The following is a 15,589-nucleotide window of genomic DNA, read 5'->3' as shown; positions in this document are numbered from 1 at the left end:
CGCCTTGCCAAACATGAAAAAAGCGCCTCTTTAACGATCATTAAAGTAAGCGCTTTATCGAAACAACGACTAAATCTTCTTCGCTCTTCTCATCTAATTCGGTTAATTGACCCCAATACCGTTTCGGCATCAATGTCATCCGGCATCTTGGGTTTTTTCTTCCTTCAATGGCAATGGTTTTATAGAATTGCTTCCATAACCGGCGGTATTCAGCCTCTGCAGAATCAAGGTTGGGCAGGGTTAACTCTTCGACATAAATCAGCTCTGCTTTTTGAGACTGGTAAACTAAAGCCATACTATGGGTTTTATCATAAATCATAAATCTCTCACTACGGTAACGATCGCAAAAATGCGGTGACAAAAGGGGTAAAACAAAGTTTTTAGGTTCTATAACCGCTACCAGCACTTCCCCGTATACCGAAAACCGGATAAAACCTTTGAACTTATGGCTTTCTGATGTGAGATGGCGTACTGCTTTCTGAAGGGAACACACGATGTCATCGGTGAGCATGGTCATGACTTTGCCCCCATGCTTAAATCCTAAACGCAGGAAATGGAAGATAAGCATTTCTTTGTTGGGAGCACAGGATAAAAAACCGAGTTTTACTAATTCCTGAGCTTGATGAGATATTTTAAAGGGGATTGAGTTGTAAACCCTGTCTGCCTTATGTTCGTCGGTTTCAATCCATTCAGCCGTATCAAAAAGGGTCTGCTGATTACCCGGGGGCCGGATCATACCCGGAATTTCTTTTCGCTCGTAGCTTGCAAAGACACAAGACATTAGTCCCTCAAAGCTTCCATCGTAGGCATAGGTCAAATCTGTCCTGTCAGGCATTGCTGCACATCCTCTCTCGTGATAAAAGGCTCCGGGAAATCTGTAAACAAGGAGAGCTGTTCAGGAGATTGTGACGGAAGTTTATACTGGTCGGCCATCAGCGCTCGGATTGCCCCATCTGAGGTTATTTTCAAACCCTCCAGGATCCTGCCTTTGCAAGTGATAAAATACTGGGCACGTTTTAGAACAACACCGATCTTTTTAAGTCCTGAAAAATCAAGCGGTCCGCTTCTTCTGGCTGTAAGAATTCGCCGGGCACTGGTTACCCCGATTCCCGGCACCCGTAAAAGCATCTCATAAGGTGCTTTATTAATCTCCAGCGGGAATTTTTCCAGATGGTTAAGCGCCCAATAACACTTGGGATCAACTTGCAGATTAAAATTGGGGTTTTGCTCATCAAGCAGTTCTTTTGCCTCAAAACCATAAAAGCGCAATAGCCAGTCGGCCTGGTAAAGCCGGTGCTCCCGTAAAAGCGGCGGTTTCGTATGCACAGAAGGCAGCAGGGAATGTTCTGCTACGGGCATATAGGCAGAAAAAAAGACCCTTTTAAGACGGTATTTTCTATATAGCCCTTCAGTCAGGGTTAATATTTTATGATCAGTATCGGGAGTTGCCCCTACTATGAGCTGTGTACTCTGTCCAGCCGGCACAAATTTCGAAGCATGCCGGTATTTTACTAGGTCTGTGCTGTTTTCCTGAATTTTATTAGTAATCAGTCCCATCGGACGCAGGATGGATTCCTTCGTCTTGTTGGGAGCCAAACGTTTCAGACTTTCCTGAGAGGGCAGCTCAATATTCACACTCATCCGATCAGCTAAACATCCTAAACGAGCAATGAGTTCACTATCCGCGCCAGGAATAGCCTTGACATGAATATAGCCATTAAAGCGGTAAGTGTTTCGCAATAACTCCAAGGCTTTAATCAATTGCTCTGTTGTATAGGCAGGGCTTTTAATCACCCCCGAACTCAAAAACAAGCCTTCTATGTAATTGCGCCGGTAGAAGTTCATGGTCAGTTCAGCCAGTTCCTGGGGCGTAAAGGCAGCCCTTTCGGTATCATTGGACACACGATTGACGCAGTATTTGCAGTCAAAGATGCAAACGTTCGTCATCAGAACTTTCAGTAAAGATATGCACCGGCCATCAGCTGAAAAGCTATGACATATGCCGGCTTTGGCAGCACTTCCAATACTGCCGGACTTCCCCTTTCGGTCTACCCCGCTGGAGGTGCAGGCCACATCATATTTAGCTGAATCTGTTAAGATTGTCAGCTTAGCAAAAATATCTATGACAAACATCTCCTACTTCGTAAGTCGTGACTATAGATCAATGATACACAAAACATATGTTCTTGTCAAGTGCAAAAGCCGAACACTTGTAAGCCTAATTACGATCTTATTTTTTCTAATATGGCAACTCCTTGTACTTCTCCAATGCCACCGTTGCCATGAATCAGCCCGTAATCCTTTGCACCATTTTTCATGACCGCAACCATCTCAATTAAACCATTTAGTGCCGGGTTGTTCCAGGGCGCTCCGGCAAAGTTCATTCCACCTGTAATAGTAATAGGGTGATTACTGAGCAATTCGGGTATCTCAATTACACTGTCAGCCATCTTTGTCGTTATTAAGAACGCCAAGGGAATGGGAGGATAACAGGTATATAGCTCCAAGATGAGATTCCCCTTTTGGAATTCCTCAATAGCATTAATTTGAGCCTGGCGTTGGGCTTCCAAAAAGGCGCTTTTTAGATGTTCAAAGATATTATCTCTATCTCCCACGATTCTATCAATATTTTCAGGAATTCCTTTAACCATACTGTACTTAACACCTGAAACCTTAACCCGTTTATTAGTATCTAATAAATCTGCCGTACCATCATTTGCAAGAATAACCCCACCTGCAAAATCGATATTAGGGTTAGCACAGTCAGTGATTCTGAATAAATCCCCGTTTCGATCCTCCAGTAATCTGCCTCTATGATCAGGAACATCTTCCCCTGATTTCTCTGCATATGTTCTAAGATAATTCTTATATAGACCGTCCGTTAATTGAAAAAAGAATTCCTTTGAAATCCCTAATTCCTGGCACAGTTTATGGGATATTAAATTGTAACACTCTAAAATACTCTTACTGCCAAATATATTCATAGCCTGTTTGATGACATCCTTACCAAGCACCAGTTTGTCTGTAAGCAATGGATCATATCCAAAGATAAACACAGCATCATACCAATCCTGATCGATCAGCTCTTTGGCATCGAAAAGTGCCTGCACAGGGCCGGCTCCACTCTTGTAAGTATTCAATTTTTCTATAACGCTGCATTCTAAGATATTAAAATAGAAGTTATTTGCTGCCTCAAAGGTTCTGATAAGTGGATCAATAAAGAAATAGGCTATCCGCTTATTATTGGCTATCAGTTTCTGATTGATGATAATTGCTTCTTTAAAAGCCTTTTTCAAACCTTCCGTTGTTATTTGATTCCCTTGCCGATCAGCTAATTTCTCTGAAAAAACGATAGTTGTCATCTTTACCCCCTCTTTCCTTTTTCTCTTGCTGATTTATGAAAAGAGACTACCTCACTGAGATAGTCCCTTGCTCTTCACCTTTCTCTTAATATCCATAGTCATTAAAAATCAAAAACTGAACTTAATTCGATTTTAAGATCAGGAAAAACCGATACTTCAACATATAAGGTATGCCATCGATAATTTCCCATCGTTCATCGTCCGGGAATTCTAGATAATCAGCATATGTAAATTTCTTTGATAATGGCATGTGACTCCCCCCAGTTATTAGGTTATTGGATAATAAATACAAGTGCCTATTTCTTAACCCTTCTCCCCCAAGGTTTGAGAATTGAAACAAAGACTACCACTATAAGCAGGGATGCCTGAAGTATACCAAAATAAAGGTTTAAATTAAAATTGCTGGCATATAGGTAATTTTCGGCGGGCTTAAAGCCAATCTCATTGGAGATGGTCAACATATTATTCAACCAGGGACCAAGAAAAAATGTTCCCATAGCTATCTGTAAAATTATCATGACCCACTTAAATATTATCCAATAAAATTTGGTGAAACCCCACTTTGTGAAACAAGAATATAAAAGTCCTGTGAATAAACACCCCATCGCGCCTGGTATAATAATAAAGTCATCAATAACTTTTAACGATAAGGTTACTGAGTATAAATCAAGACCCGAATTTGGTCGAGCTTGCGTTGCCAGAACCAAGATCATCGATAGAGCCGACCCTAACCAAGCACATGCGAACAATATATGGAAACCTTTGAGCCAAGCCTTACTTTTAACACCTAATTCCATAAAATCCTCCTTCGTTCTTCCTCTATTCTCCAGCGCAGCCATTGCCAAGATAAATCCCAGCAGACTCGTACCGGTAATATTTTTGCAGGACTGCCTCGTTTGCAATAAGAGCATCCCAACCCCATATTGGGGGCGAAAAACTATGCGCATCGAACTCGGTTGCGAGAGCGTTGGCAACATTTTTATTCGACCTTGGGGAATCAGATAATGCTAGGGTTTAGATAGTTTGTTAGACTGTTGCTGTAACTTGATTAGCTCGTCCATTTTCTCTACTAGTTGTTTATCAGTTATGGCTTTATGTTTTAAAAATTGTATAATGCTCAGCATAAAGTAAACTACGATCGCAAAAAATCCAAGAGGAAAAACAAGGGACAAAAGTAAAGAATAATCGAATTGGATTGGATTACCGCCCATAATTTACACCCCCTTTGCTTTCAATTAGGTTTCACTATATTCGTGAACGAATTTCTAAGGAATCAGTAATTACTTCGGATGTTGTTGCGATACCTTTTGTCTCCAAATAGGTTGTTGAATGAACTAACGCTATCGACCCTTATATTTATTCCATATCTTCCGCCATTTTCCTTCCTGCGAAAGCAAAATGATACTAGAAAAAGGGCAGACCGTCCGGAAAATGTCTGACCTAATATACTATGCTCATAACCCCAATAAGCTAACCTATACGCCCATTTATGGGTATAGGTGTGCCCTCGGGGCCCAATAGTATGTAGGAGTTGTAGCATTTGACAACATAAACGAAGGGGCTTTTGCACTACGAACAGAGTTCGTAGTGCAAAAGCCCCTTCGTTTGTTTACCTGGCGATACGAAAGTCTCCAGTGGAGAGTTTCGCCACATGGCACCCCGTGACGAACACTCCTGCCGTGTAGATCACGTCAACAGCGGGTTCTTTTGGACCCGCTGTTTTTTTGGGAAATAAATGAGGGGCTGATGCTCGAACACTGTTCGTTTTGCAACAGCCCCCTGACAAAGACAGTTCTTATGGGTCATTTAGCATGAGCTTAACATTTTGTTCAGCTTTTCAGGATCAATGGGATAACCAATCTCCCTGGCTGCCTCCATCATCGCTTCAATGTTTCCTAACGGCGTTTCCACAGGCAAACTGCAGCCTGACATAATGACATATCCTTTCGGGGCATCCCAAGCCTGCTGCACACACTTAAACACAGCCTCCCGCACATCGGCGGGGCTCCCGGCATACATCACAGCCGAAGGATCCACATGGCCCAGTATTTTAACCCGATCCCCAATCTGTTCCTTGCATTTTTGGAGATCCACCACATTGTCGACACTGAAGCCGGCTACACCCATAGCGACAATATCCTCCCAGATTTTTTCTGTCTTCCCGCAAATATGCATGGTCACCGGCTTGCCTTGGGCAGTAATATATTGCACCAGCTTTTTCAGATAGGGCTCAGCAAATTCACGAAAATGCTTGGGCCCCACCACCGTACAGGAAGACATGGGCTCGGAAATGGTTGGGGTCAAACCGGCATCAATGATCGCCTGGGCATATCTTAGACAAGTTTCCAGGGACACCTGACAGGCCCGGTGAACTACCTCCGGATTGGTGAAGAACAGCTTGCTCATCTTTTTAATGCCCAATAAAAAAAAGGCATTGGTAAAAGGACCGACCATCCCTCCCGCACAGGGGACTTCTGTTCCTAATTCATCGACGAGATATTTCATCGCTTCGATATGGACAGACAAACGGCCGTCCTTATAAGGATCAGCCGGCACTAAGCTGTCACTTTTTGCGATGTCGTCAAGAGCCGGAGCCGCCAGGTCGGCAGTATTGTCCTCCGGGAAATAAACTTTCGCTCCCATTGCTTCCGCCCAGGCAAACAAGTCCGTAAATATTCTTACCCCATCATAGCCAAAACGGCGGTAAGAAGCGATTTGGGCAGCGGCGATCGTCCTGGCACTACTATTAAATTCAGATATTTTACAGCCGTAAATCCGGGCAACCCCATTGGCCACATTGGGATTACAGGGGAGGCGGTCCGCCCTTTCCCCTTTGGCTATGGCCTTAGCTCTCTCAAGGGGGGTCATTTTGTCCTTCATCCTTATCCAACCTCCCGTACTAAATCTTGGGCCAGATTAGCGGCCTTTGAGGCGTCTACGGCATAATAGGCACCGATTTTAGCAGCGAAGCTTTGGGAGATGGGCCCTCCGCCGATCATAACTTTGACCTTGTCCCCCAGCTTCTCTCTGGCCAAGAGCTGCATCACTTCCTGCATGCCTTCCATTGTGGTTGTCATCAACGTGGATAAAGCGATAATATCCGCTTCGATTTCTTTGGCTTTCTCCACAAAATCTGCCGGAGGCACATCTCTTCCTAAATCCGTCACCTCAAAGCCCAGGGTTTCCAACATGATTTTAACCAGGTTCTTCCCGATATCATGGGTATCCCCTTGCACAACTCCAATCACAACTTTAAACTTTTCGCCAAGCTTATCCTGTTTTAAATGAGGTTTTAAGACGTCCAGTCCCGCATACATAGCGTCCGAACACATCAGCAGCTCGGGAATAAAGTACTCTTCTTCTTCGTATAATTGGCCTGCTCTGTCCATTCCCTGAGCTAAGCCCTGATGAATGCCTGCATGGGAATCAAAGCCATTTTCCGCATAGGTTTGGGCAAGTTCTCTGGTCATGTCCTCATCCATATTCACAACCGCATCCGCTAATTGCACCAACAACTTTTGCTTTAAATCCGGCATACCCTCACTCCTCTTCCCTTTCTAACTTTGCCAACAACAACCGCCCTCTGCTTCTCAGAACCACGTCAGGTCACGTTGATCATTTCCAGGAAGGCTTCAATCCTCACCTTTAACTGTTCCACATCGGACTCGGAGTAGTCTGTTTCAATCTGCAAAAACGGCAGCCTTCGCTTCTGCTGCAAGTATTTTTTCAGAGTATAGGACTCGATATTATAGGTATGACATCCTTGCCAGGTAAGATCGACGATACCATCCACCTTAAACTCCAGCGCTAACCGTTCCACAAGTTCAAAGCGGGCGATATTCGGGGACATACAGGAACAAGGGGTTCTCAGATATTTTTCAGCAATAGCTGAAAGAGGTTCTTTTTCTTCATCAACTTGGTCATAAACCCCTTTATACCCGCCGCAGCTTTCGAAACAAACAACGTTGCCGCCGCACTCTTCAATAATCTGAACAACCTTATGAGAGCCGATGCCCACAGGAACCCCGGTTAAGAGTATTCGGGGCGTCTGCGCCGTAAAGGGGGTCACCCCCCGGCTGAATAATTCCTTCAGCTCTAAGGTCAGGCGGTCAACCATGAGCACCGCTTCCTGTTTGTCAATGCTAAAACCCCGGTTATAAAGAACCATCAGCAAATCAACGCCGCTAATGGGTGAGGGCTTAAGTTTGGCAATATCCTGTAAGTCCTTAAGAGAACGCCGTTCTTCATTCATCAGGTGGATAGCCTCACGCAAGTCCCGCTCTGTAATGGTTACCCTGAATTCGGCTTCCAGGCGTTCTTTCAGCTTAACGATTTCTCTATACCAATACTGTAAAGCCTCTTCATCCTGCTTTTGCGGAAGCTGGAGTAAGTGCAGAGGCTTGATTTCGGAAAGCAGTTCATACATTTTTTTCTTGCCGTCACAGGTGGTTTCGGCAATAAGCAGATCCGAGGCATTAAAGTATGGGCAGGCACCGGAAGCTGCATAGCCATAACTTGATTTAATGAGAGGACAAAGATTTCTGGGCAGAACCTTTTCCGCCGCCGCAATGGGGTCCTGCTTGGTACTGCACAGGGGAATGGGAATCGCTCCGGCAGCTACCACGATTTCCATAGGCGAGTAAATACAGTACTTGCCGACAATTTTCCGGCCCTCTTCTTTAGCCGCTGTTATCGACCTGGCGCTCTTGGCGCGCAGATTCTCAAATTCACTTAAGCTATCGGCTTCCATGCTCAATCCACCCTTTACTGAAATTTTTCAAAGCCTACGATGGCAGCACCCAAGGCTCCGACAATCTGTGGCTGCCGGGGAATATTAAATTTAGCACCAAAGGCTGAGGATAAGCTGGCACAAATCTCCGGATTGTTGGCTACCCCGCCGGAAAAGGTAATTTCCTCCTGACAGGGAACCCGGGATGCCAGACTGATTATTTTATTGGCAATGGTTTGCACCACTCCTGAAGCAATGGCTTCTTTAGGCACTTCCTGGGCCAGAAGACCAATAATCTCCGACTCGGCAAAAACAGTACACATACTGTTGATGCTCACGGGTTTGCCCGCTGCTGCCATTTGCCCTAATTCTTCTAAAGTAATATCAAGAATTCCCGTCATGACTTGCAGGAACCGCCCGGTACCGGCGGCACATTTATCGTTCATGATAAAATCAGCAACCCCACCATCCTCAGCCACCGCAATGACTTTGCTGTCCTGACCGCCAATGTCTATGACCGTTCTGGTTTGGGGAAAGAGAAATTTCGCCCCCTTGGCATGACAGGTTATCTCCGTCACTTTTTTATGGATAAAGGCCAGGGACACCCGTCCATAGCCGGTCCCAACCACGGCATCGACGTCCTGCTCCTGCAGACCGGCCTTGCTCAGCGCTTCCAGAAATACAGTCCGTCCGGCTTCTTTAGGGTTCCAGCCCGTGGGCATAACAGCCGAACTTCGTATCCTTCCATCAAAAATAACTGCTTTCGTGGCAGTAGAACCCACATCAATCCCGGCGCTTATCACCGCTTCACCCCCTTCCCATTATTCAAGTAGTTAATTATTGATAGTCCAGCGCAGCATTCTGACTTTCATAATGTCGAACAGGTACATAATCCCCACCAAGACAAGGGACATAAAGATAAAGCCGGCAATGACAAGATCAAAGCGGGCAAAATCGGAATAATACTGGACAAAATAGCCCATGCCGGAGGTCGCTCCGAACATTTCCGCTACCACAAGCATGACAAAAGAGAACTTAAGGGCAATTGTGCAGCCTGAAAGTATGGTGGGAGAAGCGGCCGGCAGAATCACACGGAATAATTTTTCCCCTTCGCCTATTTCCAGAGTAGCGGCGTTTTCCAGATATCTCTTATCAATGGTCATGACTGCATTGACCGTTGTGCCCAGTGTTGGCCAGAAGGCACCCAAAAAAATAATGAATATGGACGCCGCTTTAAATGACGGAAAAATATGAATGGCAAAAGGGGTCAAAAGGGGCGCGGGAACGGCACTGAAGGCATTGATAAAGGGGGTGATATTTTTACGCAAGGGCTTTTTTAAACCGATCAGCACCCCGAGGCTGATGCCGCTGAAAGTCGCCAACACATAGGCGGGGACCAGTAAGCCTAAAGAGCTGACCAGCCCTTTCAGGAGCATGCCGTAATGGGTGCCAAACACAGGCATAACCTCACTAAGTCCCCGGAATAAAAAGGGATCCAGTATACCGAAAACATCCGTCAAAAGCTCGTAGGCAATTACTAAGCCGCTGAGGATTAGTGCTATACCTAACCTGTTTTCAATAAGTTTTTTCAAAGAAACCGCTCCTTTGGAAATGGAAATGGGAAATACAAACACAAACTGATCTAAACTGGCCAAAAAATCGTTTTAAACGGCATACCCGGCAGATAAACCCTGCCAGGTATACCGTTATTCATCAAAAAGACGCTTAGAGATTAAATTCGCTGAACTCTTTCTGCTTCTCTTTATAGAAGCTGCTGTCAGGATACTTGCCCTCTAAATAATCCAGTGCCGCCTTATAATTCGAAGTATCAATATGATCCCGGATGTCCATGGTAGGATCAACGATATAGCCAAATTTCTGCATTTTTTCCCACATCTTTACGACGCTGTTTTTATAGGGGTCCGTTTCATATTTCATGTGAGGGCTTAGCAAAAAGCTTTTGGCAGTTTCCTCTGACATATCCAAATTTTTAACAGTCAGTTCTACAACCCGGTCCATATTGGCGGGCATAATCTCTTCTGCTCTCAGATAGGCACGGAGCAATCTCTGGGCTGCTTCCGGGTTTTCTTTAAGCCAGCTGGTTTTGGCAACCATGCGGCAGCAGGAGTGATTAGGCCACAATTCATCCGGCCACATCACAATGTTCATACCCGCTTCTTTGATTTGCAGTTCAAAGCCTGTGGATACTGCGCCAAAATCTGCCTGACCACTGCGTACCGCTTCCATGACATCGGTATTCTTTTTCATTTCGACAAAAGTAACATCTTTGATGGGATCGTAGCCTGCGTCAGACAAAATACCCTTGAGCACAATATCCGGAGTTCCGCCTCTCATGATAGCAATCTTTTTGCCCAGGAGATCCTCCACACTGTTATATTTTGTACCTGGCATGGCAAAAACAGGAGTTGCACCAATAATCATATAGCCGCCGAAAATGGTGAAATCCTGACCATTGGCAATCTGAATCAGCGGTCCGCCCGTGCCATAAGTGGAAATAACATCCACCTGACCGGAACTTAAAGCGGAAAAAGCGTCTGTTGCATTGTTAATATAAACGAGATCAACATCGATACCTTCTTCTTCCAGGTATCCCTTGTCTTCTGCCATATATTGAAATACCTGACCTGAGGTTGCCTGGGCGGCTAACTTTACCTTTAACTTCTCACCAGCTGCTGCCTGGTCGCCGATGCTGCCTGTACTGGCTGCACCTTGGGAGCAGCCTGTCATCAACAGCATACCTACCACTAATAAGGAAATTAATTTTACTACTTTTTTCATTTTGTCTCTCTTCTCCTTTTGTCTATCTTCTCTATCAATGCTATAAGTACTCTTCTCCTTAAATGTTATAAGTACTTTTATAAAGCATACGACTTCATTCTAACCTCATTATGGATAATCTTAATGAGATTGTTGCGCAGCTCCATAATCCGGGGATCGTCAAGGATGGTCGTCCTGTCTGATTTCGACTTATCCTTGAATGAATAATTATAAATGACTTTGCTGGGTGATTGCCCAAAGACAAAAATGTCCGTTGCCAGAAGCAGTGCCTCATCCACATCATGGGTAACAAAGAAAATAGTCTTGCGATTTTCGGTTTCCTTATTCCACAAACTAAACACTAAATCTTGCAGCTTAGCTCGTGTTACCGCATCCAAGGCACCAAATGGCTCATCCATCAAAAGAATCGGCGGATCAATACCAAAGGCGCGGGCTATTGCGCAGCGCTGCTTCATCCCGCCGGAGAGTTCCTTCGGCAGCTTATCAAAAACAGACTCCGGCAGCTCAACATCCCTGATTCTTCTCAGTGCTTCAGCTTTACGCTCACTGAAACTCATCTTCTTAAATTTCTGTTTAAGAGCAATCATGATATTTTCCCCGGCAGTCATCCAGGGAAAAAGACCATAATCCTGAAACACAACCCCTCTTTGCAAACCCGCTTTCATGACAGGAGCATCATCCACACGAATGTCCCCAGAGCTTGGCTTTTCTAATCCTGCCAGCAAACGGAGAAACGTGCTTTTTCCACATCCGGACTGTCCAAGCAAACAGACAAACGCTCCGGCTTCCACTTTTATATTAATGTCTGCTAATATCAAATCCTTGTCATAAGAAAAGCTTACATGGTTTACCGCTACCTCCAGCATAAATTCCCTTCCTTTTCTGCTCTCACTAAACTTATGAAAATCACCCACTTAACCTGTTTCGTCCCGCGACACTTTTATAAGTATACATTATCTAATCATTATATGTCTATATAATTTTTTAGTTATTAATTTTTCTCTTAACATCTAAAAATTCTTTTAAGTTTAAAAATTAAAAAAAGCCCCACTAACTAATGAAACGAAAAGGCCATCTCATTAAGAGATGGCTTTTCGCTTACCTGGCAATAACCTGCTTTCCCAGGAGCTATGCTCCGAGTATCGTCGGCCCTGGAACGAAAGGCACGATAGTGTCCAGTGGACAGTATCGCCGAGCCACCTACCCCAAAGGAACACTTCGTGGCGAAGGAACGAGCCTTTCGCCACACTGCGACTTATAACGCACACTCCTGCAGTGTGGATTCTTAACTTCCGTGTTCGGTATACGAAGAGCACGATAGTGTCCGATGGACAGTATCGCCGAGCCACTCAACCCAAAAGGAAGACTTCGTGGCGAAGGAATGAGCTTTTCGCCACACTGCGTCCCCAAACGCACACTCCTGCAGTGTGGATCGAACGGGTGGAACCCCAAACCTCGATGCTTTCATTATCCAATATCACTGATACACGCTGATACACAGAAAGACCATCTCGTTAGAGACGGTCTTTCGCTTGTTACCTGGCGATGACCTGCTTTCCCGGGAGCTACGCTCCGAGTATCCTTGGCCCTGGAGGTCTTAACTTCCGTGTTCGGGATACGAAAAGCACGATAGTGTCCGGTGGACAGTATCGCCGAGCCACCCACCCAAAAGGAAGACTTCGTGGCGAAGGAATGAGCTTTTCGCCACACTGCGTCCCCAAACGCATACTCCTGCAGTGTGGATCGAACGGGTGGAACCCCGGACCTCGCTACTTTCATTATCCAATATCACTATCACTGATACACGCTGATACACAGAAAGACCATCTCGTTAGAGACGATCTTTCGCTTGTTTACCTGGCGATGACCTGCTTTCCCAGGAGCTATGCTCCAAGTATCCTTGGCCCTGGAGGTCTTAACTTCCGTGTTCGGTATGGGAACGGGTGGAACCCCTCCGGCATAATCACCAGATGTCTGAGATAGCCGCTTTCTTTCGAACGCTGTTCTCTCAAAACTGCACAGAGTCGTTTATCTAGTATTGTCGTTAGAATTTGAACCACTCACCTAGTCCTTAGCAATCCCGAAGTCCTTCGCCCTCAGCCTCTCCGTCCTTTCGAACCTCACGCCTCGCACTTCGAACCTCGCCTTAGGTCAAGCCCTCGACCGATTAGTACCAGTCAGCTCCACACGTCACCGTGCTTCCACACCTGGCCTATCTACCTGATCTTCCTTCAGGGGTCTTACCAGATTACTCTGTGGGAAATCTCATCTTGAGGCCGGTTTCGCGCTTAGATGCTTTCAGCGCTTATCCGCTCCGAATATAGCTACCCAGCTGTGCCTCTGGCGAGACAACTGGTACACCAGGGATTCGTCCATCCCGGTCCTCTCGTACTAGGGACAGATCCTCTCAAATTTCCTGCGCCTGCGACGGATAGGGACCGAACTGTCTCACGACGTTCTGAACCCAGCTCACGTACCGCTTTAATGGGCGAACAGCCCAACCCTTGGGACCTACTACAGCCCCAGGATGCGATGAGCCGACATCGAGGTGCCAAACCTCCCCGTCGATATGGACTCTTGGGGGAGATAAGCCTGTTATCCCCAGGGTAGCTTTTATCCGTTGAGCGATGGCCCTTCCACTCGGTACCACCGGATCACTAAGCCCTACTTTCGTACCTGCCCGACTTGTTGGTCTCGCAGTCAAGCTCCCTTTTGCCTTTACACTCTTCGCGCGATTTCCAACCGCGCTGAGGGAACCTTTGGGCGCCTCCGTTACTCTTTAGGAGGCGACCGCCCCAGTCAAACTGCCCACCTGATACTGTCCCCAACCCCGCTTCAGGGGCCTAGGTTAGAACTTCAGTACAAAAAGAGTGGTATCCCACCGTTGACTCCACCAAGGCTGGCGCCCTAGCTTCTCCGTCTCCCACCTATCCTGTACATTTTATACCAAAATCCAATGTCAAGCTGCAGTAAAGCTCCATGGGGTCTTTCTGTCCTGTCGCAGGTAACCCGCATCTTCACGGGTATTACAATTTCGCCGAGTCCCTCGTTGAGACAGTGTCCAGATCGTTACACCTTTCGTGCGGGTCAGAACTTACCTGACAAGGAATTTCGCTACCTTAGGACCGTTATAGTTACGGCCGCCGTTTACTGGGGCTTCAATTCAAAGCTTCGGGTTGCCCCTAACCTCTCCTCTTAACCTTCCAGCACCGGGCAGGTGTCAGCCCCTATACTTCTCCTTTCGGATTTGCAGGGACCTGTGTTTTTGTTAAACAGTCGCCTGGACCATTTCTCTGCGGCTCACTCTTCAGTGAGCGCCCCTTCTCCCGAAGTTACGGGGCTATTTTGCCGAGTTCCTTAACGAGGGTTTTCTCGCGCGCCTTAGGATTCTCACCCCATCTACCTGTGTCGGTTTACGGTACGGGCACCTGGTCACTCACTAGAGGTTTTTCTTGACAGCCTGGAGTCGGTTACTTCGCTACTTATGTTCGCTCCCCATCACGTCTCAGAGTCTCGCAGGGCGGATTTGCCTACCCTACCTCCTACTCGCTTGGGCGTGCTCGACCAACGGCACGCTTAACCTATCCTTCTGTGTCACCCCATTGCTCAACCATTTCCAGGTGGTACTGGAATTTCAGCCAGTTGTCCATCACCTACGCCTTTCGGCCTCGGCTTAGGTCCCGACTTACCCTGGGCGGACGAGCCTTCCCCAGGAAACCTTAGATTTTCGGCGGGAAGGATTCTCACCTTCCTTTTCGCATACTCATACCGGCATTCTCACTTCTATCCACTCCACCATTCCTTACAGAATGACTTCTCTGCTGATAGAACGCTCCCCTACCCCTGCGCATGAAGCGCAAGCCATAGCTTCGGTGATACACTTGAGCCCCGTTACATTTTCGGCGCAGAACCACTCGACCAGTGAGCTATTACGCACTCTTTAAATGGTGGCTGCTTCTGAGCCAACATCCTGGTTGTCTGTGCAATTCCACATCCTTTCCCACTTAGTGTATACTTTGGGACCTTAGCTGATGGTCTGGGCTGTTTCCCTTTCGACTATGAAGCTTATCCCCCACAGTCTGACTCCCAATCTAAATCCAATGGCATTCGGAGTTTGATAAGGTTCGGTAACCTGGTAAGGCCCCTAGCCTATTCAGTGCTCTACCGCCATCGCTCATCAATTGAGGCTAGCCCTAAAGCTATTTCGGGGAGAACCAGCTATCTCCGTGTTCGATTGGCATTTCACCCCTACCCACAGCTCATCCCCTGCCTTTTCAACGACAGTGAGTTCGGGCCTCCAGTGGGTTTTACCCCACCTTCACCCTGGCCATGGGTAGATCACACGGTTTCGGGTCTACAGCATGCAACTTTCGCCCTCTTCAGACTCGCTTTCGCTTCGGCTCCGGCTTCCCGCCTTAACCTCGCTGCATACCGTAACTCGCCGGTTCATTCTACAAAAGGCACGCCACTACACCAACGTGCTGTGACTGCTTGTAAGCGTACGGTTTCAGGTTCTTTTTCACTCCTCTTCCGAGGTGCTTTTCACCTTTCCCTCACGGTACTGGTTCGCTATCGGTCGCTAAGTAGTATTTAGCCTTGGGAGGTGGTCCTCCCTGCTTCCCACGGGGTTTCACGTGTCCCGCGGTACTCAGGATTCCCTCACAGTTTGGTTCCTTTTCGTTTACAGGGGTGTTACCTT

The 15,589-nt window shown here is 46.5% G+C and carries 12 protein-coding genes and 2 rRNA genes (1 of these 14 cut by a window edge); all 14 read right to left on the bottom strand.

Going from position 1 to position 15,589, the window contains the following annotated elements:
• Nucleotides 1-40: 40 nt before the first annotated feature.
• Complete coding sequence (locus tag DESYODRAFT_RS07855; RefSeq protein ID WP_007781512.1) at nucleotides 41-835, bottom strand: TIGR03915 family putative DNA repair protein; 795 nt, start codon at nucleotides 833-835, stop codon at nucleotides 41-43.
• A complete protein-coding gene (locus tag DESYODRAFT_RS07850; RefSeq protein WP_042339482.1) occupies nucleotides 814-2,124 on the bottom strand; it encodes a putative DNA modification/repair radical SAM protein in 1,311 nt (436 codons plus the stop codon). Before DESYODRAFT_RS07850 ends, DESYODRAFT_RS07855 begins: the two co-directional genes overlap by 22 nt.
• Nucleotides 2,125-2,222: 98 nt before the next feature.
• Entirely contained in the window at nucleotides 2,223-3,362 is a 1,140-nt protein-coding gene (locus DESYODRAFT_RS07845) for a hypothetical protein (RefSeq protein ID WP_007781506.1), read from the bottom strand.
• A 121-nt stretch (nucleotides 3,363-3,483) separates the two neighbouring features.
• Nucleotides 3,484-3,612: a hypothetical protein gene (locus DESYODRAFT_RS29500; RefSeq protein ID WP_007781503.1), complete on the bottom strand. Its 129-nt coding sequence runs from the start codon at nucleotides 3,610-3,612 to the stop codon at nucleotides 3,484-3,486.
• Between the two features lie 46 nt (nucleotides 3,613-3,658).
• Nucleotides 3,659-4,159, bottom strand: a complete 501-nt coding sequence (locus DESYODRAFT_RS07840; RefSeq protein ID WP_007781502.1) for a hypothetical protein — start codon at nucleotides 4,157-4,159, stop codon at nucleotides 3,659-3,661.
• Nucleotides 4,160-5,168: 1,009 nt separating this feature from the next.
• Entirely contained in the window at nucleotides 5,169-6,242 is a 1,074-nt protein-coding gene (locus DESYODRAFT_RS07830) for a uroporphyrinogen decarboxylase family protein (protein ID WP_007781498.1), read from the bottom strand.
• Between the two features lie 2 nt (nucleotides 6,243-6,244).
• Complete coding sequence (locus DESYODRAFT_RS07825; RefSeq protein ID WP_007781496.1) at nucleotides 6,245-6,898, bottom strand: corrinoid protein; 654 nt, start codon at nucleotides 6,896-6,898, stop codon at nucleotides 6,245-6,247.
• Between the two features lie 65 nt (nucleotides 6,899-6,963).
• The gene (locus tag DESYODRAFT_RS07820; RefSeq protein WP_007781494.1) at nucleotides 6,964-8,112 is read right to left on the bottom strand and encodes a double-cubane-cluster-containing anaerobic reductase; all 1,149 of its coding nucleotides are present in this window, start codon (nucleotides 8,110-8,112) and stop codon (nucleotides 6,964-6,966) included.
• 14 nt (nucleotides 8,113-8,126) lie between these two features.
• On the bottom strand, nucleotides 8,127-8,894 hold the full coding sequence (locus DESYODRAFT_RS07815; RefSeq protein ID WP_007781492.1) for an acyl-CoA dehydratase activase: 768 nt from the start codon (nucleotides 8,892-8,894) through the stop codon (nucleotides 8,127-8,129).
• A gap of 30 nt (nucleotides 8,895-8,924) precedes the next feature.
• Nucleotides 8,925-9,683, bottom strand: coding sequence for an ABC transporter permease (locus tag DESYODRAFT_RS07810; RefSeq protein WP_007781490.1), 759 nt, complete (start codon nucleotides 9,681-9,683; stop codon nucleotides 8,925-8,927).
• A 133-nt stretch (nucleotides 9,684-9,816) separates the two neighbouring features.
• Complete coding sequence (locus DESYODRAFT_RS07805; protein WP_007781487.1) at nucleotides 9,817-10,890, bottom strand: ABC transporter substrate-binding protein; 1,074 nt, start codon at nucleotides 10,888-10,890, stop codon at nucleotides 9,817-9,819.
• Between the two features lie 77 nt (nucleotides 10,891-10,967).
• Nucleotides 10,968-11,756, bottom strand: a complete 789-nt coding sequence (locus DESYODRAFT_RS07800) for an ABC transporter ATP-binding protein (RefSeq protein ID WP_007781485.1) — start codon at nucleotides 11,754-11,756, stop codon at nucleotides 10,968-10,970.
• A gap of 989 nt (nucleotides 11,757-12,745) precedes the next feature.
• Nucleotides 12,746-12,861: ribosomal RNA gene (gene rrf / locus DESYODRAFT_RS07790) — 5S ribosomal RNA — on the bottom strand.
• Between the two features lie 176 nt (nucleotides 12,862-13,037).
• Nucleotides 13,038-15,589: ribosomal RNA gene (locus DESYODRAFT_RS07785) — 23S ribosomal RNA — on the bottom strand (it continues 357 nt past the right edge of the window).

Origin of the sequence: Desulfosporosinus youngiae DSM 17734, assembly GCF_000244895.1 — a bacterium.
GTDB classification, from domain to species: Bacteria; Bacillota; Desulfitobacteriia; order Desulfitobacteriales; family Desulfitobacteriaceae; genus Desulfosporosinus; species Desulfosporosinus youngiae.
The sequence above is the reverse complement of the archived record's forward strand: the minus strand, read 5'-3'. Positions and strand labels throughout refer to the sequence as shown.